The sequence below is a fragment of the Kluyvera sp. 1366 genome, assembly GCF_054823405.1.
In genome coordinates, this window is sequence record NZ_JBTRDW010000002.1 from 184,505 (window position 1) to 211,488 (window position 26,984).

Sequence of the window (26,984 nt, forward strand, 5' to 3'; positions counted from 1 at the left end):
GGCGGGATGGTTCTATCCTGGCAGTTTCCTCGTCACTCAACAACTTATCGCCTGCTGCTGATAAACGCTGATGATTTCTCCCGCCACCGCGACGGCAATTTCCGCCGGTAACTTGCCCTTCACATCCGCCAAACCAATCGGGCAGCGCAAACGTGCGAGGGAATCTGCCGCAATGCCTTTGCCCTCTAAGCGATAGCGAAAGCGCTGCGCTTTAGTGGCAGAACCAATCACACCGGCATAGCGAAAATCACCGCGGCGCAAGATCGCTTCGCTGAGCGCCAGATCGAGTGGATGATCGTGCGTCATCACCACAAAATAGCTGTCGGGCGCGGCTTCCTGCACGCAGTCAATCGGATCCTCAACCTGACGCACCGTCACGCCGGGCGGCACGGCGCGAAACTGCGCGGCGCGGCTGTCAATCCACGTGATGCGGCACGGCAAAGTGGCAAGCAGATTTACCAGCGCCTGGCCAACGTGACCTGCACCGTACACCTGGATTTCCGGCTGCTGCTGCATCAGCGGTTCAAACAGCAAAGTGGCGTGACCACCGCAGCATTGGCCGAGACGTGCAGCCAGCGCAAACTCTTCACTGCGCGGTTGAGTGCAGCGCTGCTGCAGCATCTCTCGCGCCTGAGCAATGCATTGATATTCGAGATGGCCGCCGCCAATGGTGAGAAAAGTGTCAGTGGCGCTGACCACCATTTTGCTACCGCGATCGCGCGGCACAGAGCCCCGCTCGCTGAGCACGGTAATCAGTACGCAGCTTTCGCGTTTTTCCCGCAGGCTGTGCAACACGCTGATCCAGTCATGATAAATCATGGTCCGCTCCTGATAAGCGCTGAATCCCCCAGAATACTCGCTCCGGCGTGGCGGGTGCGTCCAGCTGCGGATGGCGACGATAGTTATCAACGCTGGCAACCGCATCCTGCAATGCGCACCACACGGCGATGCCCAACATGAACGGCGGTTCGCCGACGGCTTTGGAGTGGAACACCGTGTCCTGCGGGTTTTTGCGGTTCTCAACCAGCGTGACGCGCAAATCACTGGGCACATCACTGATCGCCGGGATTTTGTAGCTGGCCGGGCCATCGGTGAGCAATTTGCCCTTGTCGTTCCACACCAGTTCTTCGCAGGTGAGCCAGCCCATGCCCTGCACAAAACCGCCCTCAACCTGGCCGATATCAATGGCCGGATTCAGCGACGCGCCCACATCATGCAAAATGTCGGCGCGCAGCAAGCGGTATTCGCCGGTCAGCGTATCCACCAGCACTTCGCAGCAGGCCGCGCCGTAGGAGAAGTAATAGAACGGTTTGCCGCGTCCGGCGGCGCGATCGTAATGGATGCCCGGCACTTTGTAGAAACCGGTGGCAGAAAGCGGCACCTGATTAAGCCACGCTTGCTGTGCAACCTGGGCGAAGGTGAAGTGCTTCTCGCCGACGCGCACGATACCGTTGCTGAAATGCACCGCGTCTGCCGCGCATTGATGTTGCTGACACAGCATCTCGGTTAGGCGATCGCGCAGGATTTGTGCGGCATTTTGCGCCGCTTTGCCGTTGAGATCGGCCCCGCTGGACGCTGCGGTTGGCGAGGTGTTGGGCACTTTACCGGTATCGGTGGCGGTCACCTGAATCTGGCTGATATCAATCTGCAGCACTTCCGCCACAATCTGCGCCACTTTGGTGTTTAAGCCCTGGCCCATTTCGGTGCCGCCGTGATTGAGCTGCACCGTGCCATCGGTGTAAATCAAAATCAGCGCGCCGGCCTGATTGAGGAAGCTGGAGGTAAATGAGATGCCGAATTTCACCGGCGTCAGCGCCAGTCCGCGTTTCATAAAACGGTTGCTGGCGTTAAATGCGCTGATGTCACGACGCCGCGCGGCGTATTCGCTGCTGGTTTCTAATTGCTCCGTCATCTCATCCAGCAGATTGTCTTCCACCTGCTGGTGGTAATGGGTGATGTTGCGATCGGTTTTGCCGTAATAGTTACGTTTGCGCAGTTCTAGCGGATCTACTCCTACTTCGCGCGCAACGTGATCCATGATCTGCTCAATCGCCACCATGCCTTGCGGCCCGCCGAAGCCACGGTACGCGGTGTTCGAGGCGGTATGTGTGCGGCAGCGATAGCCGGTAATCAGTGCATCGCCGAGGTAATACGCGTTATCGGCGTGGAACATCGCGCGATCGACAATCGATCCGCTGAGATCGAGTGAATAACCGCAGTTGCCGGCCAGATCGATCTTCACGCCGCAGAAGCGACCATTGTCATCGACGCCGACATCGTAGCGGACAAAAAACGGATGGCGTTTGCCGGTGATCTTCATATCGTCGCGGCGCGCCAGACGCATTTTTACCGGTTTACGCAGCTGACGCGCGGCGATGGCACACAAACACGCCACGCCTGCCGCCTGCGTCTCTTTGCCGCCAAAGCCACCGCCCATGCGCCGTATATCAATGGTGACTTTGTTCATGGTGATGCCCATCACTTCCGCCACCAGCTTCTGCACTTCGGTGGGATTTTGCGTCGAGGAGAACACCTGCAAGCTGTCATCTTCGCCGGGGATCACCAGCGCCGTCTGGGTTTCCAGATAGAAATGTTCCTGACCGCCGATGTGAAATTCGCCCTGAATACGGCGTGACGCCCGCGCCAGCGCAGCGTCAGCATCACCGCGTTGGTGAATGTGCGGCTGCTGTACAAAGAAACGCTGTTCCAGCGCTTCACGCACGTCGAGGACGGCCGGTAGCGCTTCGTACTCAACAATCGCCGCTGCGGCGCCGGCACGCGCCGCTTCCGGTGAATCAGCGGCGACGGCAATGACGATTTGACCGAAATATTCGATTGTGTCCTGCGCCAGCAGCGGATCGCCCGGTTCGAGCGGACCGACATCGTTGAGGCCCGGCACATCGCGCCACGTCAGCACGCTGACTACGCCCGGCACCGCGTAACATGGCTGCACATCCAGTTTGGTGATGCGCGCATGCGCATGCTCGCTCAGACGCGGACAGAGATGCAGCAATCCCGGCAGATCCGGCTTGTCGTCGATATACAGCGCTTCACCGGAGACATGCTTGTCGGCACTTTCATGTTTATTGCTGCGCCCGACGCCCGTTTGCATGTCGGTGGCAAACTGGGCTTTCAGCAGCGTTTCGTTCAGTTCCGGACGGTTATGAGACATAGCGCGATACCTCAGTAATGGTCAGCTCGCCAGACGCTTGTGCGTAGTAGCGGCGCAACAGATTGCGCGCCACCTGCAGGCGATAATCGGCGCTGGCGCGGAAGTCGCTTAGTGGCTGGAAATCCACACTTAGCGCGGCGCAGGCTTTTTCGATGGCGCTGAGATGCAGCGGCTGGCCCAGCAGTTGTGCTTCAGCCGCCAGCGCGCGTTTCGGCGTGGCGGCCATACCACCAAAGGCGAGCCGCGCTTCCACAATTACCCCTTCCGCGATGTGCAGATTGATAGCGGCGAAAACTGCGGAAATATCATCATCCAGCCGTTTAGCCACTTTCCACGCCGCAAAGTTGGGTGACACCGTCACTTTAGCGATGGTGATGCTGCGAATGAATTCACCCGGCAGCAAGACCGTTTGGCGATAGGCGGTAAAGAATTGATCGAGCGGGACTTCTCGCCTCTTTTCACCCTGCTGCAAAACCAGATGCGCATTTAAAGCCAGCAGCATCGGCGCGCAATCACCAATCGGCGATGCGTTACTAATGTTGCCGCCGAGCGTGCCCTGATTACGAATTTGCAATGAGGCAAAACGCTCCAACATGCTGCTAAACGCCGGAATGTGCTGCGCTAAAAACTGATAGCAATGCTGCAATGAGGCGGCAGCACCGAGATAAAGATGCGTTTCATCTTCGTGGCAGACCTTCAACTCATCAATCTGCTCCAGCGCGATCAGCAGCGGCAAGCGCTGATATTGCTGAGTGATTTGCAGTGTCAGATCGGTACCGCCAGCCACCAGACGGGCTTCAGGATATTGCTGATAGAGCTCGGCGAGTTGCGCTACTGTTTTCGGCAGATAGCAGCGGCTGCCCGCAGCTTCGATGATCTGTACTTCATTGTTGCTGAGCGCCTGTAAACGCTGTACTAGCGCGGGTGCATTGGCGCTGAAGGCATCTGCATCAGGTTGTTCACACGCCTGCTGCGCCGCATCCATGATCGGACGATAGCCGGTGCAACGACATAAATTACCCGCCAGCGCCTGTTCTGCCTGATGACGATCCCAGCCAGCGCTGTTTTTCTGCAGAGTAAACAGCGACATCACGAAACCCGGCGTGCAGTAGCCGCATTGCGAGCCGTGGCAATCCACCATCGCTTGCTGCACGCTGTGCAGTTCGCGGCCCTGCTTGAGATCTTCCACGGTAATCAATTGCTTGCCTTGCAGGCTGCTGACCAGCGTCAAACAGCTGTTCACCGCCTGATACTGCATCTGCCCATCGACGACTTTACCGAGCGTGACGGTGCAGGCACCGCAATCGCCAGACGCGCAGCCCTCTTTGGTACCGCGACGCTGCTGCTGGCCGCGCAGGTAGTTAAGCACGGTGAGATTGGGATCAAGCTCGCATTCGGTGATTAAACGATCGTTGAGTAAGAACTGGATCATGCGATTTGCTCCTCACTTTCGCGCTGCCAAACCGGTTTGCCGCTCACCCAGGTTTGCGCGATGTTGCGGTCGTCGCCAAGCGTCATCATTACAAACAGCCGCTCCCAGATATCTTTGCTATTGGCATTGCGCAGCTTCTGCAGCGGCGACACCGCCGCATCAAGCACCACGAAATCGGCCTCTTTGCCGGGATTAAAGTTGCCGATAACGTCGTCCAGATCGAGCGCGTGCGCGCCGCCTAAAGTGGCGTGATAGAACGCTTCGCAGGCGCTGAGTTTGTACTGCTGTAGCTGGCCAACTTTGTAGGCTTCGCCCAGCGTTTGCAGCAGATTAAAAGTGGTGCCTGCGCCAACGTCGGTGCCAATGCCCATGCGCACGCCCTGCTGCCAGCAGCGTTTGATATTGAATAATCCGCTGCCGAGGAACAGGTTTGAGGTCGGGCAGAAGGCAATTGATGAATCGGTGTCATGCAGGCATTGCCACTCTTGATCTTCCAGATGCAGGCAGTGCGCGAACACGCTGCGTTTGCCGGTAAGTTGGTGATGATGATAAACATCAAGATAGCCTGCGCGCTCCGGGAATAGCGCTTTTACCCAGGCGATCTCCTGCGGATTTTCACTTAGGTGCGTGTGCATCCAGACATCAGGAAACTCCTCGCGCAGCTGACGCACTTTATCCAGCAATTCCGGCGACGAGGTCGGTGCAAAGCGCGGGGTGAGCGCATAGCTCAGGCGACCGCGCTGATGCCAGCGCTCAATCAGTTCACGCGTATGCTGATAACTCTCTTCCGGCGTTTCGGTCAGGTATTCAGGCGCGTTGCGATCCATCATCACTTTGCCAGCGATCAGCCGCATATCCAGCTGCTGCGCGGCGCTGAACAGCGAGTCGACCGACTGCTTATGCACGGTGCCGAACACCAGCGCGGTGGTGGTGCCGTTCGACAGCAGCTGGTGCAGGAAGAACGCCGACATTTTTGCCGCGTGATCGGGACAGTGATATTGGCTCTCCACCGGGAAGGTATATTGGTTGAGCCACTCCAGCAGCTGTTCGCCAAAGGCGCCGATCATCTCGGTTTGCGGATAATGAATATGGGTATCGATAAAGCCGGGCACGATCAGTTTGCCACGCAGATCGGTGACGCGCGTGGGATCAACGCGCCCTTCCGCGATTTGCCAGCTTTCAAGGCTGACCACTTTGCCGTCACGCAGCGTTAATAAGCCATCTTCGAGATAGCGCGCATTGGCAGCGATGTCGTCTGGCTGCGCGGCCAGTGCGGTGAAATCAAAGAAGCTGGCGCGCAGCAGCGTTTCGGGTGCGTAAGGCATAATGGTTCCTTGGTGCTTTTTTATGAGTGCAGGTGATTGCCTTAAAGATAGTTTGCAAAGCGCATGCCAATGCAAAGAACAAAAAATATTGTTTACTTTCAATATAATAGGTTGTTTTGATGCGTTTTTGTGTCAAGCTTGACGAGCAAACGTATGCGCAACCGGTTGCCTGCTATCGCAAACGGTTGCTATTTAACATTGCGGCGAGTTTTACTGCGTATGGCGTGATTATCGCCTGTTGGGATGCGTCTTTGTGGTGCGCCATTGCACTCGTAATGTGCAGGAAAAATCCTGCAACACGCTGCTTTGGGTTTTCATGAGCATGGGTTCGAGGTTAATGCTAAGGTGTGGCTGATAACCTGAAATCGTATAAGGAACAGTAAGATGATTATTTTTGTTACTGGCGCAACTGCTGGTTTTGGTCAAAGTATCACCCGCCGCTTCATTGCTACAGGTCACAAAGTGATCGCCAGCGGACGTCGCGCTGAGCGTTTAAAAGAGCTGAAAGATGAGCTGGGCGACAATCTGTACACCGTTCAGCTGGACGTGCGTAATCGTGCCGCCATCGATGAAGCGATCGCCTCCCTGCCCGCTGAATGGCGCAATATTGATGTGCTGGTTAATAATGCTGGCCTGGCGTTAGGTGTGGAACCGGCGCACAAAGCCAATATCGAAGACTGGGAAAATATGATCGACACCAACAATAAAGGTTTGGTGTACATGACGCGTGCGGTGCTGCCGGCAATGGTTGAGCGCAATGTTGGTCATATCGTGAATATCGGTTCGATTGCCGGCAGCTGGCCTTACTTGGGTGGCAACGTGTATGGCGCGACCAAAGCGTTCGTGCGCCAGTTCAGCCTGAATCTGCGTACCGACCTGCACGGCACCGCGCTGCGCGTGACCGATATCGAGCCAGGTTTGGTGGGCGGCACCGAGTTCTCAAACGTGCGCTTCAAGGGCGATGACGATAAAGCGGGCCAGGTTTATGAAGGCACCACCGCGCTGACGGCGGAAGATGTCACCGAAGCGGTGTATTGGGTGACGACGCTGCCGAAGCACGTCAACATCAATACGCTGGAGATTATGCCGGTGACGCAAACCACCGCGGGACTGAAGGTGCATAAAGGTTAATCGCGGTTACACGCTGTTTGATCGAAATATCCGGGGCGACCATCCTGTGAGGCGCTCCGGCGGCTTTCGCCGCGACGACCTCATCGGGATGTTTCCCCCTGATATCGCACGCCGGTGTGGCCGATGATTACGCGCGGCCCCAACCGGTCACGATAATCAACATGCCGCTCAAGGCGACCAGCGCACCGACCCAATCCCACGTACTCAGTTTTACGCCATCCACCACGCGCAGCCAGATTAGCGCCGTCAGCACGTATACGCCGCCATAGGCCGCATAAACGCGCCCGCTCGCGGCGGGATGCAACGTTAACAACCAGACAAACAGCGTAAGACTTGCCGCGGCCGGCACCAGCAGCCACGCCGTCATGCCTTTCTTCAACCACAGCCACGGCAGGAAACAGCCAACAATTTCCGCTATCGCAGTGATAAAAAACAGCAAGGCGGTTTTAACCAGCATAGAAAATCTCTCGCTAAGCTAAACAAAGCGCTCACCGCTGGTGAGCAAAGAAGCAGCGATGATATACTAGCGCCCATGGTTGTTACAGCCGCGATCCCGGCTGTGCTGGTGTTAACTGAAGGAAATGACGATGAAAAAACTGTTTTCCGCCCTGCTGGCTACCGTGGTGACGTCGAGCCTGTTAATGGCTGCGCCCATCGCTGCGGCCAAAACCGATCGCCTGATTATTGAAGATGGCAGCAGCGCCTCCAGTAATGAAGCCGCGCGCCAGAGCAAAGAGCAGTGGAACGATACCAAAAACCTGCGTAATAAGGTCAATACGCGCGTTGAGAAAGAGTTCGATAAAGCGGACAAAGCCTTTGATACCCGCGACTCCTGCGAAAAGAGCTACAACGTTAACGCCTATTGGGAACCGAATACGCTGCGCTGCCTCGACCGCCGCACCGGACGTCCAATTGCACCTTAATCGTTTATCACTGCTATAGTTTTGACAGGATTTCTGACCAAAGGAGTGAATGATGAAAAAACGTAATGCAGTTCTGCTGATGGCGATGTTGTCGCTGCCGGTATTGGCGCAAGCTTCTTGTGAAAGCGTCAAAGCGGACATCAGCAAAAAAATCATTAACAACGGCGTCGCCGAATCGGATTTCACGCTGGATATCGTGGCCAATGATCAAGCCGATCAGGTCGGCGGCCAGGTTGTGGGTCATTGTGAGAACGACACACAGAAAATCGTCTACAAGAAAAATGGCCGTGATGGTGACAGCACTGTGCCAGACAGCGCGGGCAGCTCTCAGGACACGCCAGCGCAGTAAACTTTCGGGCGGCTCTCTGGCCGCCCTGCTTTTACTCCACTTCCGGCCTTTGCCGCGGCATTATCCACGCCACCCACAACGTTAGCAGCGCAATCAGCAACGACACTACAAACACCCAATGTAAAGAACTGGCGATTTGTCCGGTCCAGTCATGCAATGTCGCCTCCGACAGCGCCTGACGGCTTTCAGGCGACATGATTTTCTGCATCGGATCGTCGGCCTGCGGCAGACGCAGCGACAAATTGAGGTTCAGCACCGCGCCCAATAACGCGGTACCAATCGCCGACCCGATCATGCGGCTGAACATGATTGAGGCGGTGCAAATGCCGCGAATATCGTAATGCGCATGGTTCTGTACCGATACCAGAAACGTGGTGCTGGTCATGCCCATGCCGGTGCCAATCACAAAGGCGGTGAATCCGGCCTGCACGATTGAGCTGTCGCTGTGCAGTAGCAGCAGCAACGCGCTGCCCGCAATCAGCAGCAGCGCGCCCAACTGCGCGGTGAAGCGATAGGAGGTGATAAGCATCAACCTACCGCTCAATGTACTGGCCAGCGGCCAGCCAATCGACATCATCGCCAGTGCGCTGCCGGCCTGCAGCGGCGTGCCGCCGGTGATGCCCTGAATCCAGGTTGGTAGAAAGGCGCTGATGCCCATCATACTGGCACCGATGATCAGGTTGCCGATGTTGCCTGCAACGATGAGCCGGCTGCGCCAGATTTCCAGCGGGAACAGCGGCGCATCAGCACGCTGTTCATGCTGTTTTAAACGCCAGGCAGCAATGACCGCCAACAGCAGGAACGGCACCAGCCAGAAACCGAGCACTTCTGCCTGCAGCAGCGCGACCAGCAACGCCGTTACGCAGATCATCAGCCAGCAGCTGCCGGTGAGATTGAGCGTGGTGGCCTGGTTTTGTTCGCGCGATGGAAGAAAACGCGCCAGCAGCAGCATGGCGATGGCGCCAATCGGCACGTTGACCCAGAAAATCACCGACCAGCTAAAGTGCTGCACCAGCCACGCGCCGCTCAGCGGACCAATGATTGCCGCCACGCCCCAGACGCTGGAGAGCCAGCCCTGGACGTTGGCGCGTTCGCGCGGCGAATAGACGTCCGCCACAATGGTGGACGTTAGCGGCATAATTGCCCCAGCACCTAACCCCTGAAAAGCGCGAAACAGGATCAGCCACGCCATGCTGTGGGCAAATCCGCACAGAATCGATCCCAGTAAAAAGAGCGAAACACCGATAAACAACAGCCGTTTGCGGCCCCACATATCTGCCAGTCGGCCATAAAGCGGCACGCTGACGGCTTGCGTCAGTAGATAGATGGAAAATACCCAGCCAAACTGCGAAAAGCCGCCAAGATCGGCAATAATGGTTGGCATGGCGGTGGCCACGATGGTGACTTCAATCGCCGCCATAAACATAGCGAGCATGCAGCCGATAAGAATCCAGTGGCGATGTTCCGTGTTCAATTCTGCAGTTTCAGTCATACGTCTCCTTAATTTCTAACAAGGCTAGCTGAAAATTCACCAGACCAGTTTCCTCTGCGTGCGCCCCATCTGTTACGACGTCACTTATTTCGATGAAAATTTTTTATTGTCGGATGATGCCTTATTCCACGCGGGTTAGATGGCGTTTTTTATTATTTCTATCTGTCTGATTTTGCCGCAAAAACTAGCGCTTATCGACAAGCATTGCTATAGGTCTAAGCGGTGCTTTCCAGATATTCACTGAAAAAGCATCTGATAACAGTCATTTTAACTGCAATTTAACGGGGTGAAGGATTTTCGTATGTGTGCGTTTTAACACTGCGCCGTCATCCTGGGAATGACATTACCTATCGAACGATTTCTTGAATCAGGGAGACACTGGCTATGCAAAATGCATCGCTCGCCCGCCGCGCTGGGCTGGCTCTGCTCGCGATTGTTGCGGTGATTGCCCTGCTGGTTTGGGGGCTGGGGCTGAATACGCTGCGCGACCGGCGGGAAGATTTGGTTTATCTCGGGCAGCAGCATCTGTTTTTAGTGTTTTGGTCAATGTTCTTTGCGTTACTGGTGGGCATTCCCAGCGGCATCCTGCTTAGCCGTCCATTTGCTCGTCGCTGGGCAGAGTACGTGATGCAAATCTTCAACGTGGGTAACACGCTGCCTCCGCTGGCGGTATTGGCGCTCGCGATGGTGATTGTCGGTATCGGCGATCGTCCCGCGCTGATTGCCCTGTTCCTCGCCTCGCTGCTGCCGATTGTGCGTAATACTTTTGCCGGTTTAAGCGCGGTACCGCCGTCGCTAATCGAAGCCGCCAACGGTATAGGTATGACCAAGTTTCAGCGTTTGCGTCAGGTGGAAATCCCTAATGCGCTGCCGGTGATTCTGGCAGGCGTGCGCATCGCCACGGCGATTAACGTCGGTACCGCGCCATTGGCGTTCCTGATCGGTGCCAGCAGTTTTGGTGAGCTGATTTTCCCCGGCATCTACCTCAACGACTTCCCTACGCTGATCCTCGGCGCTGTGGCCACCGCGCTGGTTGCGCTGGTGCTCGACATGCTGCTCGCAGCATTGGGACGTTATCTCAGCCCGCACTCTGCGGCTTAACACAAGGAGTTTTGTGATGGCCACTGCCAATAAGCTGGCGCGCTGGGTTAGACGTACTGCGCTGGCACTCACCGCGACGCTGGCAATCAGCCAAAGCGCTGCGGCTGCAACACCGATTACCATGGCAACTAAGAGCTTTACGGAGCAGCACATCCTCTCCGCGATGACGGTGATTTGGCTGCAGAAGAAAGGTTTTCAGGTGATCCCCAAGACCAATATCGCCACCACTATTGGTCGTAACGCGATGATTAATAAACAGATTGATATGACATGGGAATACACCGGTACTTCGCTAATCATCTTTAACCACATCAATAAGCCAATGTCGACGGAAAACGCGTATAAAACGGTGAAACAGCTGGATGCGAAATTGGGTCTGGTCTGGCTTAATCCTGCACCGATGAACAATACCTATGCGTTTGCCATGCAACGCGATCGCGCGGAGAAAGAAGGCATCAACACCATGTCGCAACTGGTGGCGAAGCTGGAAGAGGTACGCAAGAACGATCCGGATCATAACTGGAAACTGGGTTTGGATCTGGAATTCTCGGGCCGCTCCGATGGTCTTAAGCCACTGCAGAAAGCCTACAACATGCCGCTCGATCGTCCGCAGATTCGCCAGATGGATCCCGGCTTGGTTTACAACGCGATTCGCGATGGCTTTGTTGATGCCGGTTTGATCTACACCACCGATGGCCGCGTGAAAGGGTTCGAACTCAAAGTGTTAGAAGATGATAAGCACTTCTTCCCAAGTTACAACGTCACGCCTGTGGTGCGTCAGGATGTACTGGAGAGCCATCCGGGTTTGGATACGGCGCTTAATCAGCTCTCCGCGTTAATTAATGACGAAGCGATCACCGAGATGAATAAGCGTGTAGATATTGATCATCAGTCGCCGCAACAGGTGGCGCGTGATTTCCTTCAATCCAAGAACATGCTGTAAGGAGGCGCTGTGGATACCTTGCATTACATCATGAATAACTGGCACACCTTGATGACGCTCACCTGGCAACACACGTGGCTGGTGCTGGTTGCGGTCGGTTTCGCCATTATCGTTGGCGTACCGCTGGGCATTTTGATTGTGCGCTTTAAGTGGCTGGCCACGCCCGTGCTCGGCATCGCCACCATTGTGTTAACCATTCCCACCATCGCGTTGTTTGGTTTGATGATTCCATTGTTTTCTATGATCGGTCAGGGCATTGGCGCCCTTCCCGCTATTACCGCCGTGTTCCTTTACTCGCTGCTGCCGATTGTGCGTAACACCCACACCGCGCTGGAGAATTTGTCTCCCGGACTGCGTGAAGCCGGTCGCGGGATTGGCATGACCTTCTGGCAGCGTCTGCGCTGGGTAGAAATTCCGATGGCGCTACCGGTGATTTTTGGCGGTATTCGTACAGCGGTGGTGATGAATGTTGGCGTGATGGCGATTGCCGCCGTAATTGGTGCGGGCGGTTTGGGCCTGCAACTGCTCGACGGGATCAGCGGCAGCGATGTGCGCATGTTGATTGCCGGTGCCTTAATGATTTGTTTGCTCGCGATTGTGCTTGATTGGCTGCTGCACCGTTTGCAGTCGGCGCTGACTCCTAAGGGGATTCGATAATGATAAAACTGGAAAACCTGACGAAAACCTTTACGCAAAAGAACGGCACATCACTTAATGCCGTGGATAACGTCAGCCTTGAAGTGCCTGCCGGGGAAATGTGCGTGCTGCTCGGCCCATCGGGTTGTGGCAAAACCACCACCCTGAAGATGATTAACCGTTTGATTCCCTCCTCAAGCGGCAGGATTTTGATCAACGGTGAAGACACCAGCGGACAAGATACCGTCACCCTGCGCCGCAATATTGGCTATGTCATCCAGCAGATTGGTCTGTTCCCGAATATGACCATCGAGGAGAACATTACCGTGGTGCCGCGCATGTTGGGTTGGGATAAGAAGCGCTGCCGCGAACGCGCCACGGAATTGATGAGCATGGTGGCGCTCGATCCGACCAAGTTCCTGCATCGCTATCCGCGCGAAATGTCCGGCGGTCAGCAGCAGCGTATTGGCGTGATTCGCGCGCTGGCTGCGGATCCACCGGTATTGCTGATGGATGAACCTTTCGGCGCGGTCGACCCAATCAACCGTGAAGTGATTCAGAACGAATTCCTTGAGATGCAGCGCCAGTTAAAGAAGACCGTGATGCTGGTTAGCCATGATATTGATGAAGCGCTGAAACTCGGCGACCGCATTGCGGTGTTTGGTCAGGGGAAAATTGTGCAGTGCGCCAGCCCGGATGAGCTGTTAGCCAAACCGGCGAACGACTTTGTTGGCTCCTTTGTCGGTCAGGACCGTACGCTGAAACGTTTGTTGCTGGTGCAGGCCGGCGATGTCACCGATCAGCAGCCCACCATCACCGTGCAGCGTAATACGCCACTGCAGGAGGCCTTCGCCACCATGGACGATAACGATATGCGTTCGGTGACGGTGGTTGATGAAGATGGCAAGCCGCTGGGATTTGTGAAGCGTCGTGAAGCGCGCGGCGCCACTGGCCGCTGCGAAGAGATGCTGCATACCTTTAAAGTGACGGGCAAAGCGGAAGAAAACCTGCGCGTGGTGCTGTCGAAGCTGTATGAGCACAACACGGTGTGGATGCCGATCGTCGATGAGGAAGGTCGTTATAGCGGCGAGATATCGCAGGATTACATTGCCGATTATCTCAGTTCTGGACGTACGCGCCGTCGGTTGAATCCGTAAAACCCTAAGCAGTCGCCGAGGGGCATATGGCAGATCGTAAAGTCGCCATAAATCATCCCTGAGGCTCAGCCCGCGCCTTCCCTGGCGCGGGATGCTTTACTCCTCTGCCATATGCCCCTCGGCTATTTGACTCCGTGCGCTTTGTTAACGCGACTCCTCAGCCGTTTTTGCCGCCACTGCTTCGCTGCGCTCTGAAGGCAGCACGACATTCAAAATAATCGCCAGCATCCCGCCGGTAGTCACTGCGTGACCAAACAGGTTGCTAATCAGCGTCGGGAACTGTTTCAGCACCTCAGGCACCGCTTCGACACCCAAACCGATACCAAACGACACGGCAACAATCAGCATCTCGCGGCGGCCAAGCGGCGTTTGCGTCATCACGCGGATGCCGGCCGCCACCACGCTACCAAACATCACAATGGTCGCGCCGCCCAGCACCGGCGGTGGAATCTGCTGCAGCATATAGCCAATCGCCGGGAACATACCGAGCAGCACCAGCATTACGCCGATCACCATGCCAACATAACGGCTGGCAACGCCGGTCATTTGGATGACGCCATTATTTTGCGCAAAAGTGGTGTTGGGAAAGGCAGAGAACAGGGCGGCAAGCAAGCAGCTGATGCCATCGGCGAAAATACCGCCCTGCATGCGGCGCTCAAACGCTTCGCCTTCAATCGGCTGCTGCGACAACATGCAGTTCGCCGTGAGGTCGCCCACCGCTTCAATCACGGCTATCACCGATACCAGCGCGATGGGAATGAAGATGGTCCAGTCGAAGGCAAAACCAAAACGGAACAGCGCCGGCATTACCAGCCACGGCGTATCATCCATTGGCTTAAGGGTGAGATGGCCGGTTAACGCTGCGGCGATACAGCCCGCAGCAATGCCGGCCACCACCGCAACCAGCCGCGTCCAGCGATTTTGCGAACGGTTAAGTACGATAATCACCAGCAGCGTCAAGGCACCGAGCGCCAGATTGCCGGGCGCGCCAAAATCGCTGGCGTTATGGCCGCCAGCCCAATCGGTGATGCTGACTTTGATCAGGCTGATACCAATTAAGGTAATAACGGTGCCGGTAACCACCGGCGTCAACACTTTGCGTAATGGCGCGATGCAGCGGCTGATCAACATCGGAATCATCGCCGCTACTAAGTTGCAGCCAAAGATCATCGCCATGATCTCTTCTGGCGATCCGCCGCGCGCTTTGACCATCAATCCGCCCGACAGAATCACACCGAGAAAGGCAAAGCTGGTGCCCTGCAGGCAGATCATGCCTGCGCCAATGCCCATAAAGCGGCGCGCCTGCAGGAAAGTACCGAGACCGGAAACGAGCAGCGACATGCTGATCAGATAAGGGTTCCATGCCTGTAATCCCAACACGGAACCAATAATCAGCGGCGGCGTAATGATACCCACTACGCTGGCCAGCACATGTTGTAGTGCGGCACAAAATGCAGGCAATGGACCGATGCGGTCATTCAGCCCATACAACAAACCTTTCTCATCTGATTGCGACATACAGGTGCTCCGGCAAGATATTCATCAGAGCTGCTGATGCATGAATCACGCCAGAACAAGGGGTTTATTAAAATTTGCAAGTAAGATATTGAATATTATGGCAATTAATTCAGTAAAGAGGAGGGCTGAATCTGAAATCTTAGATTCAGCCATTGATCATTTGCGGCTTTTTGTTTCATCAGGCCGCAGGCTTTGCACTGTTGTCGTGCGTAATATTGTCATCGAGCAGTGAAATATCCAGATAACCACTCAGTTCCCGTTGTTCTGCGCGCGGCAGATAAGGCAACTCGCCTAATAAAGGTGCACCTAACTTGTTGCTCAAAACATCAATAATTTCAGCGTAATGCGCCAGACCGGGATTAATACGGTTGGCTACCCAACCCACGAGTCGCAATCCATCCTGCGCAATCGCCTCGGCGGTCAGTAAAGCGTGGCTGATGCAACCTTCTTTAATGCCGACTACCAACACAACGGGTAAATGTTCCTGCCGCACCCAGTGGGACAAAGGCTGTAAGTCGTTCATTAAACTGCGCCAGCCGCCGGTGCCTTCTACCACCACGCGCGCGGCGCGCTGCTGCAAATCGTTTAGACTGCGGCTGAGCAACGGATAATCTATACGCTGCGACGCGCTGGTGCTGATTTCATCCTCTTGTAAGGCGATAGGATTGACGGCGGAATAATCGAGAGCGAGACCTGAAGCCTGCTGTAATAACAGGGCATCTTTATTACGTAAGCCTTCAGATGTGAGTTGCGCGCTTTTGGCGACAGGTTTGAAGCCTGCGGCGCACAGATTCGTCTTGGCAAAGCACTGCAATAATGCGCGTGATACCACGGTTTTACCCACCGCGGTGTCGGTACCGGTGACAAAAAGCGTTTTCACCATTCTCCTCCTTCATTAAAGCGATGTGTAACGTGCGAAGGAGGCAGTTTAAGGAAATGTTTTCGCGGGCAGATTGCGTTAGGACAAACTTAAGGTGAGCTGTAATTATCCCTGCAACAGTTTTACCAATAAATGGCCGCTATAGAGCGCGTCTTTTATCAGTGCGGCGCCGCCAAAGGTGCCGGGATCGCTGAAAGACGTTGGTGTGAGCTGGATTTTACTGCTGTATGCGGGCAAGGCTTGTTGTCGAATGGTACTGCTCACCGCAGGGAACAGCACATCGGCGGCCTGATTCAGCGGCGAACCGATAAGGATTTGTTGAGGATTAAAGATGTTTACCATCATCGCCAGCATGCGGCCAATATGATGTCCGACGCCCGCAATCACATCACGCGCCAGGCGATCGCCCTGCTGCGCGGCTGCGCATAAGCTCTCAATCGTCAACGGCGTCTGATGCAATACACTGTCCGGCTGCGACGGCAAACGCTGGGCGGTGAGATTAAGCAGGCTTCCGATGCTGGCGACGGTTTCCAGACAGCCATTATTGCCGCAATAACACTGCTGGCCGTAAGGATCGATTTGCGTATGACCAATTTCCACCAGCGTACGACCATTTTTGTGCAGCAGTTGTCCGCCGCTGATCACGCCCGCGCCGACGGTTTCATCAATCACAATCTGAATCACATGTTGCGCGCCACTGGATGCGCCAAACAGCGCTTCGGCTAACGTCCAGGCGGAAATATCATGCTGCACGAACACCGGCAGACCGGTGCGCTGCGCCAGCGTTTCTCCCAGCGGCATATCCTGCACGTCATAACCCGGCATACGATGGACCACGCCAGAAGCGGCGTTGATCAATCCTGGCAAGGTAATGGCGATGGCGGTCAAACGCTCCAGCTTGCTTTGGTGGCGAATAAAGAAGTCATTCACTGTCTCGTGCAAGGTTTGCAGCAGTGGTTTGTCGGCGCTGGCGTGCAGCGGCAGGCGATCTTCCTGCAGCGCGCGGCTGCTGAGATCGCGCAGCGTCAGCGTAATAAATCCGGGCTGAATGCGAACGGCGAGATAGTGCCAGGCGAGCGTATCGAGGATCAAACCAATCGCGGGACGACCGCGACTGCCTGGCTCCTGAAATTCAGTTTCCTGAACCAGATGGGCATCGAGCATTTCACGCACGATTTTGGTAATGCTGGCGGGGGCTAACTGGGCACGTTTAGAAAGCTCAATACGCGAAATCGGGCCGTAAAGGTCAATCAGTCGGTAAACCACACCAGCGTTGGTCTGTTTTATCTGATCAATATGACCAGGTTGACTGTACAGATTCACGCCCTGCTCCCATTATTTTCGCGCTTCTAAATAAACAGCAGCTATGGTGATGCAGATTGCCCTGCAGCGTCAAATATTTGATTAGAAATGTGATTTATCGCACATAAAGTTTGGGCCCTCATTCAACTGCGGAGTCAATTCTCTGCATTTTGCAGCATCAGCGACATCATATTGCTCATTTGCGCCGTTGGTTCTCGCGTCGCTGACCAGACCAGCCAAACTTCAGAAATCGCGTCGCTCTCCTGCAACGGGATCCACACCACATCGGCCAGACGTGCACGGCTGAATGACGCCGGCAGAATCGACACGCCGAGTCCGGTCGCCACCAGACCAAGGATGGTCATCGCCTCGCCCACCTCCTGCGTAATAAAAGGTTTGATTTGATAGCGATGCAGCAGCGCCAGGATTTCACCGTACAACGCAGTGCCGCCTTGCGGATCGAAAAATACGAACGGCTCGTTGGCTAATGCCTGAATGGAAATCGACTCTGCATCGGCCAGCGGATGCGCCCAATGCACTACCGCGCATAGCGGCTCACGCAGTAACACGCGATGCTGCAGATCGCTGGGCAGCGGCGTATTGCGCATCACACCAAGATCGAGTCGAGCATCATGAAGTGGCGCAAGCTGCTGCCGCGTGTTGTTCTCCTGCATCTGAATGTGTACTTCTGGCCAACGCTGGCGGAATTGGTACAGCGCGTCAGAAACCAGACCGGTAAACGGCGCTGAGGAGGTAAAGCCTATGCGCAACTCGCCCTCCTGCCCGCTATGCACGCGTGCGGCGCGGCGGGCGGCCTGCTCGACATGTAACAAAATGGCACGCGCATCCTGCAAAAACAACGCGCCGGCGGGCGTGATCTGTACGCTGCGATTGGTGCGGGTAAACAGCTGCGCGCCAATTTCCTGCTCCAGTTGCTGAATCTGCTGACTCAGCGGCGGTTGCGAAATATTCAGGCGCTGCGCGGCGCGGCCAAAATGCAGTTCCTCCGCGACGGCAACGAAATAGCGTAAATGACGCAACTCAACATTCATACTTTAAAAGTCTCATTTGAGATTATTAATATATTGTACAACCTATTCGCCCTTTCCTACAGTAACGCCATGATTGTTCAAACGAGGATGTTCCGTGAGTCGCTCTTCTCAGGCGGTGATACTCGATGAAGACGAGTTGTCCGTAAAGCCTGCTCCAGCTGCAACCCCTTCAGAATGGATTGAACGCGGATCGCCGCAGTTTATGCGCGTGACGCTGGCGCTGTTCTCCGCTGGTCTTGCTACATTTGCCCTGCTGTATTGCGTGCAGCCCATTCTGCCGGTGTTATCGCAACAGTTTGGTGTTTCTCCGGCGCAAAGCAGTATTTCTCTCTCGCTATCGACCGGCTTAATGGCGTTGGGCCTGCTGTTTACCGGGCCGCTGTCAGATGCGATTGGGCGTAAATCGGTAATGGTTACCGCGCTGTTGCTCGCGGCTATCTGTACCTTGATTTCCGCCACAATGAGCAGCTGGCAGGGGATTTTGCTGATGCGCGCGCTGATTGGCTTATCGCTGAGCGGGGTTGCAGCGGTTGGCATGACTTATCTGAGTGAAGAGATTCATCCACGCGTTATCGCCTTTTCCATGGGGCTGTACATCAGCGGTAACTCGATTGGCGGCATGAGCGGACGCCTGTTGACGGGCGTATTGACCGATTTCTTCTCGTGGCGCGTTGCGGTGGGCGTGATTGGCTGTTTCGCGTTGGCGGGCGCGCTGATGTTTTGGAAAATTCTGCCTGCGTCGCGTCATTTCCGTCCAGCTTCGCTGCGTCCGCGTAGTTTGCTGATCAACTTCCGTTTGCACTGGCGCGACAAAGGATTACCGCTGCTGTTCGCTGAGGGCTTCCTGCTGATGGGCGCGTTCGTCACGCTGTTCAACTACATCGGCTATCGCTTGCTGAGTGCGCCCTGGTCGCTGAGCCAGGCGGTGGTGGGATTGCTGTCGGTGGTCTATCTGACCGGCTCCTGGAGTTCACCGAAAGCCGGCGCGATGACCAGCCGCTTTGGACGCGGTCCGGTGATGATTGGCGCAACTGCGATTATGCTGACGGGATTGCTGCTGACGGCGTTTAACTCACTATGGCTGATTTTACCCGGCATGATGTTGTTCACCGCCGGATTCTTTGCGGCGCACTCCGTTGCCAGCGGCTGGATTGGCCCGCGTGCGCGTCGGGCTAAAGGCCAGGCATCGTCACTCTATCTGTTTAGCTATTACGTTGGATCCAGCGTGGCGGGTACATTGGGCGGCGTGTTCTGGCACAGCTATGGCTGGATGGGCGTTACGGCATTCATTAGCTTGCTATTATTAATGGCTTTGCTGGTCGGCTGGCGATTGCAGTGCCGGAAACTGTAATACCTTTCATCTGTTAAACGGGGCTAATGCGCCCCGTTCTCTCATCAAGTCCACGCCATCCGGTGATCTCACAGTCCCAGATAAAACAAAACGGCCATTCGTCGCTATAATTCATTCCATTCCAACAATAGTTAGACTTTTATTATTTCACAGCAATGAGGACGATAGATGGGACTCTATTATTACGTCGATAAGCATGCCGGCTATAACGACAACCATGTAGTACACGCAACGGGATGCCCGTACCTACCCGCCGATGAGGCACGCCGTTTCCTTGGGACTTTCTACACGCCAAATGCCGCCATTCAGCAAGCGCGTAAATTTTATGCCAGCGCGCTGGGCTGCGAGCACTGCTGTCCGGTGGGGTTAAAAAAAAACATGACGACTCAAAATAGTGTGGCACTAAAACACATGGTGCGACTCTGATAATCATGATGTGAGAGTGGTCAGCAGACTTAACTCTTTTGTTAAGCAGCACTGCGGCGTTTCATAATAACTATAAATTTAAGTGTAATAATAACTGGACCTTAAGGCGCTCAAAGTGGCGTCAGGTCCAGTCGCCTCTATCTCCCCGTTTTTGATCTAGTTCGCGCTCGTATTGATGACAGAAAGCGTAAAAACGTAAGGCTATTAATTACGCCACTCTTGATAAAAAATATTCAGTAATAAAAGCCCGACAAACGGTTTCCCTCCGCTCATTAATGCTCCACAATAGCGGCAATTTGTGACTCCGGTCACTTTCTGGGGTGCTTTTTGCCCTCTCATTTGCCGTCTGACTGATTTGAACTCCATGCAATCTACTACTGTTTCACGTAAAACGGCCTGGCTACGCGTTGTACTGCTGGCTATTGCTGCTTTTGTCTTTAACACCACAGAATTCGTGCCTGTCGGTCTGCTGTCGGATATCGCCGCCAGCTATGACATGAAGACTGCCGATGTTGGCATTATGCTGACTATCTACGCGTGGGTTGTCGCGCTATTGTCTCTGCCGCTGATGTTGTTAACGCGCAATATTGAGCGCCGCCTGCTATTGGCCGTGTTGTTCATCGTGTTTGTTGCCAGCCATGTGCTGTCATCTTTGGCATGGGATTTCACCTCACTGGTTATCTCGCGCATCGGTATTGCCTTAGCGCACGCCGTGTTCTGGTCAATCACCGCTTCGCTGGCCATTCGCGTGGCGCCTGCAGGTAAGAAAACTCAGGCGTTGAGTATGCTGGCAACCGGTACCGCGCTGGCGATGGTGCTGGGCGTGCCGATTGGGCGTATCGTCGGTCAATATCTTGGCTGGCGCACTACTTTCGGCATGATCGGCTTGTCTGCTTTGGTGTTGCTGATTTTGCTGATGCGCATACTGCCGCGTCTGCCGAGCGAGCACACGGGTTCACTGAGCAGCGTTCCGATGCTATTCCGCCGTCCGGCGCTGGTGGCAATGTACGTTCTGGTTACCGTGGTGGTGACGGCGCATTACACCGCTTACAGCTACATCGAACCGTTTATGCAGGTGGTGGCTAATGCCGATGATAATTTTACCACGCTGCTGTTACTGCTGTTTGGATCAGCGGGCATTCTCGGCAGCGTGCTGTTTAGTACGCTGGGCAATAGATTCCCTTCTGCGATGCTGATCGCCGCGATTGCGATGATCACGCTAAGCATGGGCTTGCTGGTGTTTGCTGCTGTACGTCCCGCTGCAATCACCGTGCTGTGCATCGTTTGGGGCATGGCAATGATGATGATTGGTCTGGCGATGCAGGTGCGCGTTTTGGCGCTGGCACCGGATGCCACCGACGTCGCGATGTCGCTGTTCTCGGGTATCTACAACATCGGTATCGGCGCGGGTGCGCTACTGGGTAATCAGGTCAGTTTGCATATGCAAATGTCGGATGTCGGTAACGTCGGCGGCATTATTGGCCTTGCCGCACTGTTCTGGTGTATCGCTATCTTCCGCCGCTATCCACAGCTGCGTTCTAACGGATAAGAAAAAAGGCTTCAGAAGGTTATCTTCTGAAGCCTTTTATTCACTTCCTGCGGAATGCTAAATTGCCCTCCGCTCAATTCTCTTAGTTATAAATTACTGCTGTGCCATTTAGCTTGTTGTTGCCAGAGGTCGAAGTGATGCGGAATGACTTTGCTCCGGCAGCACTGGCCTTTTCCGCTAGCTGATTCTCCAGCGATGTCAGGTTAGTGCTACCTGATGCGCTAACCACACCAATTTGTTGTTGATTCAGCGGCGCTTCGTTTACTAAGTCTGCAGCCATGCTACCAAACGCGATTGAAGACAATGCTACAGCGGCCAAAGTCAGTTTGATGCTTTTCATAATTTTGCTCTCTTAAACAGATGAATTGGGGTCGGTCGCGATTAAGTTAACAACCGTTAATTAAATGCTACTGCCGAATGGGTCCGCGCGTCAATCATTTTATTAACGGTCATTATTTTAATCGGAAGTGGCGTGATTATGGGCTTCCCAGCCCTTTTTGACTTATCCATTTGGGTGCTTTCGCAAGCAAAAAGCACAAACGGGCAAAGACGAATAGACTCATTCCGGGCTGCGCTTGCATATTTATTTAATGATCGGTAATTTAATGGGGCGTTTCTACGCTTTGAGGTGCCCAATGACAGAAGTTATCGATGTGGTGAACAGGAAAACGCGCGGCCGTCCGAAAGTGTTTGATCGCAACGATGCCCTGGATAAGGCATTGATGTTGTTCTGGGCGCATGGCTATGAAGGCACTTCGCTGTCCGATTTGGTTAACGCTACCGGCGCTAAGGCCCCAACCCTTTATGCTGAGTTTGAAAATAAAGAAGGGTTATTCCGTGCGGCGATGCAGCGATACATTGAAACGTTCAGCGCACAACGCAACGCCGTGCTAAATGATGATGCTTTAGACGTGAAAACGGCCATTGAAGCCTATTTTCGCGCAACCGCCGCATGCTTCACCGCATGTGATAAGCCTGCTGGTTGTTTCTTCATTTGTACCTCGAGCGCGCTCTCTTCCGGCTCAGAAGAAGTGGCGCAAATGCTGGCTCAACAGCATCACGCGCAGGAATCAGCGTTAAAAGCATTTCTTGATACCCGGCAGCAGCGCGGCGAGTTACCGCAATGTGCCAATAGTGCAAGGTTAGCCCGCTACCTGGCGTGTTTACTGCAGGGAATGTCGGTGCGTGCGCGTGAAGGCGCTAATCGTGAGGACCTTGACCAGATCGTGGATACGCAGATGGCAATCTGGCCCGCTCTGGCGGGATATTGTGAATTGAGCACCAAATAAAATTCAGGCCGACTTCCGTGTCGGCCTAAAATTATTGCCTCCGTACAAATACTGAGGTGAGCGAGCGTTAAGGCAGGAAAAACATCGGTTTCAACGCTGCACTCACCGGACTATTATCCGGATTCGATGGCATTAAATCCTTCATCGATGCCCACCAGCGCTGACACACTTCCGTTTTTGCCACTGCTTCCCAGCGCACTTCAGACTCAATTTCCACGCTGGCAAACAGCAGATTGCGTTCAGCATCCAGCCAGATAGCGTAATTGTGCGCGCCATGCGCTTTTAGCGTCTCAGCCAGCTCCGGCCAAATTGGCGTATGACGGCGCAGATACTCATCGTGGCAGTGTGCATGCACCTGCATCACAAAGGCTTTACGCAACATCGCTGCGCTCCGCCTGCAGCGCGGCTTGCCACGGCTTAACGTTGAAGCGTTCACCCAGCGCGATCAGCTGCTCAGTGGTGATGCTTTGACGAATGCCGCCCATTGACAGCGCTTTTACCACCACTTCGGAGGATTTCTCCGCCGTATCGATCAGGCCGAAAGTCTCGTCGAGGTTTGGACCCGCGCCAAAGATGCCATGGAACGGCCACATCACAATGCTGTGATTTGCCATTGCGTCTGCCGTTGCCTGACCAATTCCATCGGTGCCGGGCACCATCCACGGCAGAATACCTACGCCATCCGGGAACACCACCAGACATTCGGTGCTGCCTTCCCACAACAGGCGTGTGAATCGTGCGGAATCCAGATCGACCACATAGCTCAGCGCCATAAAGTTGGTGGCGTGGCAATGCATGATGACGCGATCAATGTCGTTTGAGACCTGCTTGCGCACGCTGTGCGACTGGAAGTGAGCTGCCAACTCTGATGTTGGCAGGCCACCGTTACTCAAACCCCAATGGATTTTGTATGACAAGCCTTTGTCATCCACCTGCAGCAGCGCCAGACAGTCGGCCGGGTCGAGCTGAACGTTACGGAAAAACTTCCCCGACCCGGTGACCAGGAACCAATCATTGGCCAGCGCTGGAGCAGGTTTGGTCAGCTCAATACAGCGCGGCTCGGCATAGAAATCACCGGCGAAATCTTTAACTTCTTCCGGCAGTAAACGTAAGCTGACGTTGCCGCCATTACGCTCATCCCAGCCTTTCAACCACATGTCGCTGGTCGCTTTAACCATTCCCTGAACAAAAGCGGAAGAGAGGATATTTTGCATGGTGTGTACCTTAACGTTGACGCAGTGTTTGTTGTTCATAATGACGGACTTCGCTCAGCCAGCTGGCATCAGCAGGGACATCGTGGCGCAGACACCAGGCTTCCCACACCGCTTGCCACGGCAACGATTTTTGTTCTTCCAGCATCGCCAGGCGGCCGGTGTAATCCCCTTCGTTCTCCAGCTTGCGTAACTGGTCGGTAGGTTCCAGCAGAGCACGCAGCAGCGCTTTTTTGGCATTGCGTGTCCCAATTACCCACGCCGCGATGCGGTTGATCGACGCATCGAAGAAGTCGAGACCGATGTGCACCTTGTCGAACAATTTGTGGCGCGCGATCTCGGTAGCGATGGCCTGGGTTTCATCGTCGAGAATCACCACGTGATCGCTGTCCCAGCGCACCGGACGGCTTACGTGCAGCAGCAGGCGCGGCACATAGAGCATGGCCGTGGAAATTTTGTCGGAAATCACTTCGGTTGGATGGAAGTGGCCGGCGTCCAGAGTCAGCGCGGTCTGGCGGCTGCTGGCATAACCCAGGCAGAATTCATTGGAACCCACGGTGTAGCTCTCTGCGCCGATGCCAAACAGTTTGCTCTCTACCGCATCAATGTGGTGCGCAGGATTGAGTTTTTCACTGATCACTTCATCAAGCGCACTCGCCAGGCGTTGACGCGGTCCTAAACGATCGACGGTGAGATCTTTCATTCCGTCCGGCACCCAGATATTCATAACGGATGCGGTACCCAGTTGCTCACCAAAGTGTGCAGAGATACGACGGCTGGCCTTGCAGTGATCGATCCAGAACTGACGAATCCCTTTGTCGGCGTGTGACAAGGTAAAGCCATCGGCGCTCAGCGGATGGGAGAAACAGCTTGGATTAAAATCGAGGCCCAGCTTGTGCGTTTTGGCCCATTCCACCCAGTTGCTGAAGTGTTTCGGTTCAATCGCATCACGGTCGACCGGCTTATCGCTCTCCAGATAAATCGCATGCAGGTTGAGGCGTTTAGCACCCGGAATGAGTGACATCGCTTTTTCAACATCAGAGCGCAGCTCATCAGCATTACGGGCGCGTCCCGGATAGTTGCCGGTAGCCTGAATACCGCCGGTCAGTTCACCGTTCGGATTTTCGAAGCCGCGCACGTCATCACCTTGCCAGCAGTGCATCGAGACCGGAATGCCATCCAGCTGCGCCATTACCTGTTCCACATCCACACCGATGGCGGCGTAACGTTGTTTGGCCAGTTCGAAGGCCTGTTCAATCAGCTTAGTCATATGCAAGTTCCTTAGCAGGTTGGCTGAGCGCGGCAAAGCGTGCCTGATGGGCAGCGAAGGCGCTGTTGTTCAACGGTTCAAATTTTTCTAACGGGAAGTTTTGGCTAATGCAGCGGCGTAAATCGCTGACGTCACGCAGTTCGCCCAAAGCAATGAGCTGGCAGCCGACGTTGCCGAGCGTCGAGGCTTCAATCGGCCCCGCCAATACCGGCAGCTGACAGGCATCGGCACACAATTGATTTAACAGCGGGTTCTGACTGCCGCCGCCCACCACATGCAGTTGACGCAGCGGTGCCGCGCGCAGTGTGCCGAGTTCGCCAATAACCTGGCGATAGAGTAAGGCCAGACTGTCGAAGATGGTGCGAGCCAGCGCAGCCGGCGTCTGCGGTACGGGCATGTTCTGTTCGGCGCAGGCGTTTTGAATCTCCTGAACCATGCTGTCTGGATTGATAAAACGGCTGTGATTGGGGTTAACCAGCGTACGACAGGCGGGCTCTTTTGCGGCTTCTTTGATCAGCGAACAGAGATCGGTAATTTGCAGCTCAGTGCAGACACGTTGCAGCAGCCACAAACCCATAATGTTTTTCAGAACGCGGTAGCCTTCTGCTCCACCTTCATTGGTTACGTTGGCATTGAGCGCCGCCGTGCTGACACAAGGCTGCAAGCTCTCAATCCCCATCAGTGACCAGGTTCCCGAGCTGAGATAAGCGGCATCATCCTGCATTAACGGGGTGGCCAAAACCGCGCTCGCCGTATCGTGAGTCGCAACCGCGATCACCGGAACGTGGTTGCCGCTGGCGCTGGTCCAGTTACCGACAGTGTTACCTGGCGATGTGGGTTTGCCGAACCACTTAGCCGGCACGCCAGCCCACGCAAGCAAATCGCTGTCCCATTCGCCGCTGTGAATATTGAGCAGTTGTGTGGTGGTGGCGTTGGTGTATTCCCAGTTCATCTGGCCGGTAAGGCGATAGTGCAGATAGTCAGGAATCATCAGCGCATACTGCACTTTTTCCTGCCAATCTGGTTGCTGCTGATGCAGTGCGTGCAGTTGATAAAGGGTGTTGAACGGTAAGAATTGAATGCCTGTGCGCTGATAGATTGCACCTTTGCCGAGATCGTTAATGGCCTGAGCCATGTGCCCTTCTGTGCGCTTATCGCGATAACTTACCGCCTCGCCGACGCGTTCACCGTTGGCATCCAGCAGCACCAAATCGACGCCCCAGGTATCTATGCCAATGCTGTCCGGCACAATGCCGTCATCATCAAGCTGGGCCAGCCCTAAACGAATCTCCTGCTCCAGTCGATCCAAATCCCAACAATCATAATCTGCACGGCGCACACGCTGATTGGTGAAGCGACGCACTTCGCGCAGGCTGATCTGCTGATTCGCTGAACTCCATTGTGCGAGCATCACGCGCCCGCTGGATGCGCCTAAATCAATGGCAACAATGTTACGCATACTCATGGCGTGTTCT

At 54.9% G+C, this 26,984-nt stretch carries 26 protein-coding genes; 11 read left to right on the forward strand and 15 right to left on the reverse strand.

The genetic code is table 11. The features are described from left to right. Positions 1-36: 36 nt before the first annotated feature. The 4 genes from xdhC to guaD are packed head-to-tail and all read right to left on the reverse strand — an operon-like array spanning position 37 to position 5,929. Positions 37-819 carry a xanthine dehydrogenase accessory protein XdhC gene (xdhC, locus tag ACVLVH_RS04385; protein WP_101764362.1) on the reverse strand — a complete coding sequence of 261 codons (783 nt, stop codon included), beginning with the start codon at positions 817-819 and terminating at the stop codon, positions 37-39. Further along, entirely contained in the window at positions 806-3,172 is a 2,367-nt protein-coding gene (gene xdhB, locus ACVLVH_RS04390; RefSeq protein WP_192411811.1) for a xanthine dehydrogenase molybdopterin binding subunit, read from the reverse strand. The genes xdhC and xdhB overlap by 14 nt, the downstream gene beginning before the upstream one ends. Next, a complete protein-coding gene (gene xdhA / locus ACVLVH_RS04395) occupies positions 3,162-4,604 on the reverse strand; it encodes a xanthine dehydrogenase small subunit (protein WP_192411810.1) in 1,443 nt (480 codons plus the stop codon). The genes xdhB and xdhA overlap by 11 nt, the downstream gene beginning before the upstream one ends. After that, positions 4,601-5,929 (reverse strand): guanine deaminase, encoded by a 1,329-nt coding sequence (guaD, locus tag ACVLVH_RS04400; RefSeq protein ID WP_192233899.1) that lies wholly within the window; start codon positions 5,927-5,929, stop codon positions 4,601-4,603. The genes xdhA and guaD overlap by 4 nt, the downstream gene beginning before the upstream one ends. 384 nt (positions 5,930-6,313) lie before the next feature. On the opposite strand from guaD, the gene ydfG reads away from it, so the two are divergent. Further along, the gene (ydfG, locus tag ACVLVH_RS04405; RefSeq protein WP_101764358.1) at positions 6,314-7,060 is read left to right on the forward strand and encodes a bifunctional NADP-dependent 3-hydroxy acid dehydrogenase/3-hydroxypropionate dehydrogenase YdfG; all 747 of its coding nucleotides are present in this window, start codon (positions 6,314-6,316) and stop codon (positions 7,058-7,060) included. A 127-nt stretch (positions 7,061-7,187) separates the two neighbouring features. On the opposite strand, the gene ACVLVH_RS04410 is transcribed toward ydfG, so the two are convergent. Further along, complete coding sequence (locus tag ACVLVH_RS04410) at positions 7,188-7,517, reverse strand: YnfA family protein (RefSeq protein ID WP_192411809.1); 330 nt, start codon at positions 7,515-7,517, stop codon at positions 7,188-7,190. Between the two features lie 130 nt (positions 7,518-7,647). On the opposite strand from ACVLVH_RS04410, the gene ACVLVH_RS04415 reads away from it, so the two are divergent. Together ACVLVH_RS04415 and ACVLVH_RS04420 are read left to right on the forward strand one after the other, a co-directional pair. Further along, complete coding sequence (locus ACVLVH_RS04415) at positions 7,648-7,983, forward strand: DUF1283 family protein (RefSeq protein WP_101764357.1); 336 nt, start codon at positions 7,648-7,650, stop codon at positions 7,981-7,983. Between the two features lie 52 nt (positions 7,984-8,035). Beyond that, entirely contained in the window at positions 8,036-8,332 is a 297-nt protein-coding gene (locus tag ACVLVH_RS04420; RefSeq protein WP_110866185.1) for a DUF1161 domain-containing protein, read from the forward strand. A 31-nt stretch (positions 8,333-8,363) separates the two neighbouring features. Here the strand turns inward: ACVLVH_RS04420 and ACVLVH_RS04425 are convergent, their stop codons facing one another. Then, entirely contained in the window at positions 8,364-9,824 is a 1,461-nt protein-coding gene (locus tag ACVLVH_RS04425; RefSeq protein ID WP_312464103.1) for an MDR family MFS transporter, read from the reverse strand. 384 nt (positions 9,825-10,208) lie between these two features. Here ACVLVH_RS04425 and ACVLVH_RS04430 point away from each other — a divergent pair, with 384 nt between their 5' ends. The 4 genes from ACVLVH_RS04430 to osmV are packed head-to-tail and all read left to right on the forward strand — an operon-like array spanning position 10,209 to position 13,661. After that, positions 10,209-10,925 (forward strand): ABC transporter permease, encoded by a 717-nt coding sequence (locus ACVLVH_RS04430; RefSeq protein WP_101764354.1) that lies wholly within the window; start codon positions 10,209-10,211, stop codon positions 10,923-10,925. 16 nt (positions 10,926-10,941) lie between these two features. After that, positions 10,942-11,868 (forward strand): glycine betaine ABC transporter substrate-binding protein, encoded by a 927-nt coding sequence (locus ACVLVH_RS04435; protein ID WP_192411807.1) that lies wholly within the window; start codon positions 10,942-10,944, stop codon positions 11,866-11,868. 9 nt (positions 11,869-11,877) lie between these two features. Beyond that, complete coding sequence (gene osmW, locus ACVLVH_RS04440; RefSeq protein ID WP_064738719.1) at positions 11,878-12,525, forward strand: osmoprotectant ABC transporter permease OsmW; 648 nt, start codon at positions 11,878-11,880, stop codon at positions 12,523-12,525. Further along, on the forward strand, positions 12,525-13,661 hold the full coding sequence (osmV, locus tag ACVLVH_RS04445; RefSeq protein ID WP_101764353.1) for an osmoprotectant ABC transporter ATP-binding protein OsmV: 1,137 nt from the start codon (positions 12,525-12,527) through the stop codon (positions 13,659-13,661). Before osmW ends, osmV begins: the two co-directional genes overlap by 1 nt. A 144-nt stretch (positions 13,662-13,805) precedes the next feature. Here the strand turns inward: osmV and ACVLVH_RS04450 are convergent, their stop codons facing one another. The 4 genes from ACVLVH_RS04450 to ACVLVH_RS04465 form a co-directional block, all read right to left on the reverse strand. Then, positions 13,806-15,179 carry a nucleobase:cation symporter-2 family protein gene (locus ACVLVH_RS04450; protein ID WP_192411806.1) on the reverse strand — a complete coding sequence of 458 codons (1,374 nt, stop codon included), beginning with the start codon at positions 15,177-15,179 and terminating at the stop codon, positions 13,806-13,808. Between the two features lie 178 nt (positions 15,180-15,357). After that, positions 15,358-16,062: a dethiobiotin synthase gene (gene bioD, locus ACVLVH_RS04455; RefSeq protein WP_192411805.1), complete on the reverse strand. Its 705-nt coding sequence runs from the start codon at positions 16,060-16,062 to the stop codon at positions 15,358-15,360. A gap of 102 nt (positions 16,063-16,164) precedes the next feature. Beyond that, entirely contained in the window at positions 16,165-17,382 is a 1,218-nt protein-coding gene (gene mlc, locus ACVLVH_RS04460) for a sugar metabolism global transcriptional regulator Mlc (RefSeq protein ID WP_192411804.1), read from the reverse strand. Positions 17,383-17,516: 134 nt separating this feature from the next. Further along, positions 17,517-18,413, reverse strand: coding sequence for a LysR family transcriptional regulator (locus tag ACVLVH_RS04465; RefSeq protein ID WP_192411803.1), 897 nt, complete (start codon positions 18,411-18,413; stop codon positions 17,517-17,519). 94 nt (positions 18,414-18,507) lie between these two features. Between ACVLVH_RS04465 and ynfM the strand changes: the two genes are divergently transcribed. The 3 genes from ynfM (at position 18,508) to ACVLVH_RS04480 (ending at position 21,739) form a co-directional block, all read left to right on the forward strand. Then, positions 18,508-19,764, forward strand: coding sequence for a multidrug efflux MFS transporter YnfM/SxtP(Kp) (gene ynfM, locus ACVLVH_RS04470; protein ID WP_110866193.1), 1,257 nt, complete (start codon positions 18,508-18,510; stop codon positions 19,762-19,764). 168 nt (positions 19,765-19,932) lie between these two features. Continuing rightward, the gene (locus tag ACVLVH_RS04475) at positions 19,933-20,190 is read left to right on the forward strand and encodes a hypothetical protein (protein ID WP_101764347.1); all 258 of its coding nucleotides are present in this window, start codon (positions 19,933-19,935) and stop codon (positions 20,188-20,190) included. A gap of 364 nt (positions 20,191-20,554) precedes the next feature. After that, a complete protein-coding gene (locus ACVLVH_RS04480) occupies positions 20,555-21,739 on the forward strand; it encodes a sugar transporter (protein WP_101764346.1) in 1,185 nt (394 codons plus the stop codon). An 82-nt stretch (positions 21,740-21,821) separates the two neighbouring features. Here ACVLVH_RS04480 and bhsA read toward each other — a convergent pair whose 3' ends face one another. Continuing rightward, the gene (gene bhsA / locus ACVLVH_RS04485; protein WP_101764345.1) at positions 21,822-22,079 is read right to left on the reverse strand and encodes a multiple stress resistance protein BhsA; all 258 of its coding nucleotides are present in this window, start codon (positions 22,077-22,079) and stop codon (positions 21,822-21,824) included. A 295-nt stretch (positions 22,080-22,374) separates the two neighbouring features. On the opposite strand from bhsA, the gene ACVLVH_RS04490 reads away from it, so the two are divergent. After that, entirely contained in the window at positions 22,375-23,028 is a 654-nt protein-coding gene (locus tag ACVLVH_RS04490; RefSeq protein WP_192411802.1) for a TetR/AcrR family transcriptional regulator, read from the forward strand. A gap of 67 nt (positions 23,029-23,095) precedes the next feature. Here ACVLVH_RS04490 and rhaM read toward each other — a convergent pair whose 3' ends face one another. From rhaM to rhaB, 4 genes are read right to left on the reverse strand one after another with little or no spacing between them, the layout of a single operon-like run. Next, the gene (gene rhaM, locus ACVLVH_RS04495) at positions 23,096-23,410 is read right to left on the reverse strand and encodes an L-rhamnose mutarotase (protein WP_192411801.1); all 315 of its coding nucleotides are present in this window, start codon (positions 23,408-23,410) and stop codon (positions 23,096-23,098) included. Further along, positions 23,400-24,242, reverse strand: coding sequence for a rhamnulose-1-phosphate aldolase (gene rhaD, locus ACVLVH_RS04500; RefSeq protein WP_192411800.1), 843 nt, complete (start codon positions 24,240-24,242; stop codon positions 23,400-23,402). The genes rhaM and rhaD overlap by 11 nt, the downstream gene beginning before the upstream one ends. Before the next feature lie 10 nt (positions 24,243-24,252). Beyond that, positions 24,253-25,509: an L-rhamnose isomerase gene (locus ACVLVH_RS04505; protein WP_217546568.1), complete on the reverse strand. Its 1,257-nt coding sequence runs from the start codon at positions 25,507-25,509 to the stop codon at positions 24,253-24,255. Then, the gene (gene rhaB, locus ACVLVH_RS04510) at positions 25,502-26,974 is read right to left on the reverse strand and encodes a rhamnulokinase (protein ID WP_192411798.1); all 1,473 of its coding nucleotides are present in this window, start codon (positions 26,972-26,974) and stop codon (positions 25,502-25,504) included. Before rhaB ends, ACVLVH_RS04505 begins: the two co-directional genes overlap by 8 nt. Positions 26,975-26,984 lie beyond the last annotated feature (10 nt).

Bases quoted from the DNA above. Each gene is read 5' to 3' on its own strand.
- xdhC (WP_101764362.1), bottom strand. From the start codon at position 819: ATGATTTATCATGACTGGATCAGCGTGTTGCACAGCCTGCGGGAAAAA.
- xdhB (WP_192411811.1), bottom strand. From the start codon at position 3,172: ATGTCTCATAACCGTCCGGAACTGAACGAAACGCTGCTGAAAGCCCAG.
- xdhA (WP_192411810.1), bottom strand. From the start codon at position 4,604: ATGATCCAGTTCTTACTCAACGATCGTTTAATCACCGAATGCGAGCTT.
- guaD (WP_192233899.1), bottom strand. From the start codon at position 5,929: ATGCCTTACGCACCCGAAACGCTGCTGCGCGCCAGCTTCTTTGATTTC.
- ydfG (WP_101764358.1), top strand. From the start codon at position 6,314: ATGATTATTTTTGTTACTGGCGCAACTGCTGGTTTTGGTCAAAGTATC.
- ACVLVH_RS04410 (WP_192411809.1), bottom strand. From the start codon at position 7,517: ATGCTGGTTAAAACCGCCTTGCTGTTTTTTATCACTGCGATAGCGGAA.
- ACVLVH_RS04415 (WP_101764357.1), top strand. From the start codon at position 7,648: ATGAAAAAACTGTTTTCCGCCCTGCTGGCTACCGTGGTGACGTCGAGC.
- ACVLVH_RS04420 (WP_110866185.1), top strand. From the start codon at position 8,036: ATGAAAAAACGTAATGCAGTTCTGCTGATGGCGATGTTGTCGCTGCCG.
- ACVLVH_RS04425 (WP_312464103.1), bottom strand. From the start codon at position 9,824: ATGACTGAAACTGCAGAATTGAACACGGAACATCGCCACTGGATTCTT.
- ACVLVH_RS04430 (WP_101764354.1), top strand. From the start codon at position 10,209: ATGCAAAATGCATCGCTCGCCCGCCGCGCTGGGCTGGCTCTGCTCGCG.
- ACVLVH_RS04435 (WP_192411807.1), top strand. From the start codon at position 10,942: ATGGCCACTGCCAATAAGCTGGCGCGCTGGGTTAGACGTACTGCGCTG.
- osmV (WP_101764353.1), top strand. From the start codon at position 12,525: ATGATAAAACTGGAAAACCTGACGAAAACCTTTACGCAAAAGAACGGC.
- ACVLVH_RS04450 (WP_192411806.1), bottom strand. From the start codon at position 15,179: ATGTCGCAATCAGATGAGAAAGGTTTGTTGTATGGGCTGAATGACCGC.
- bioD (WP_192411805.1), bottom strand. From the start codon at position 16,062: ATGGTGAAAACGCTTTTTGTCACCGGTACCGACACCGCGGTGGGTAAA.
- ACVLVH_RS04465 (WP_192411803.1), bottom strand. From the start codon at position 18,413: ATGAATGTTGAGTTGCGTCATTTACGCTATTTCGTTGCCGTCGCGGAG.
- ACVLVH_RS04475 (WP_101764347.1), top strand. From the start codon at position 19,933: ATGGGACTCTATTATTACGTCGATAAGCATGCCGGCTATAACGACAAC.
- ACVLVH_RS04480 (WP_101764346.1), top strand. From the start codon at position 20,555: ATGCAATCTACTACTGTTTCACGTAAAACGGCCTGGCTACGCGTTGTA.
- bhsA (WP_101764345.1), bottom strand. From the start codon at position 22,079: ATGAAAAGCATCAAACTGACTTTGGCCGCTGTAGCATTGTCTTCAATC.
- ACVLVH_RS04490 (WP_192411802.1), top strand. From the start codon at position 22,375: ATGACAGAAGTTATCGATGTGGTGAACAGGAAAACGCGCGGCCGTCCG.
- rhaM (WP_192411801.1), bottom strand. From the start codon at position 23,410: ATGTTGCGTAAAGCCTTTGTGATGCAGGTGCATGCACACTGCCACGAT.
- rhaD (WP_192411800.1), bottom strand. From the start codon at position 24,242: ATGCAAAATATCCTCTCTTCCGCTTTTGTTCAGGGAATGGTTAAAGCG.
- ACVLVH_RS04505 (WP_217546568.1), bottom strand. From the start codon at position 25,509: ATGACTAAGCTGATTGAACAGGCCTTCGAACTGGCCAAACAACGTTAC.
- rhaB (WP_192411798.1), bottom strand. From the start codon at position 26,974: ATGAGTATGCGTAACATTGTTGCCATTGATTTAGGCGCATCCAGCGGG.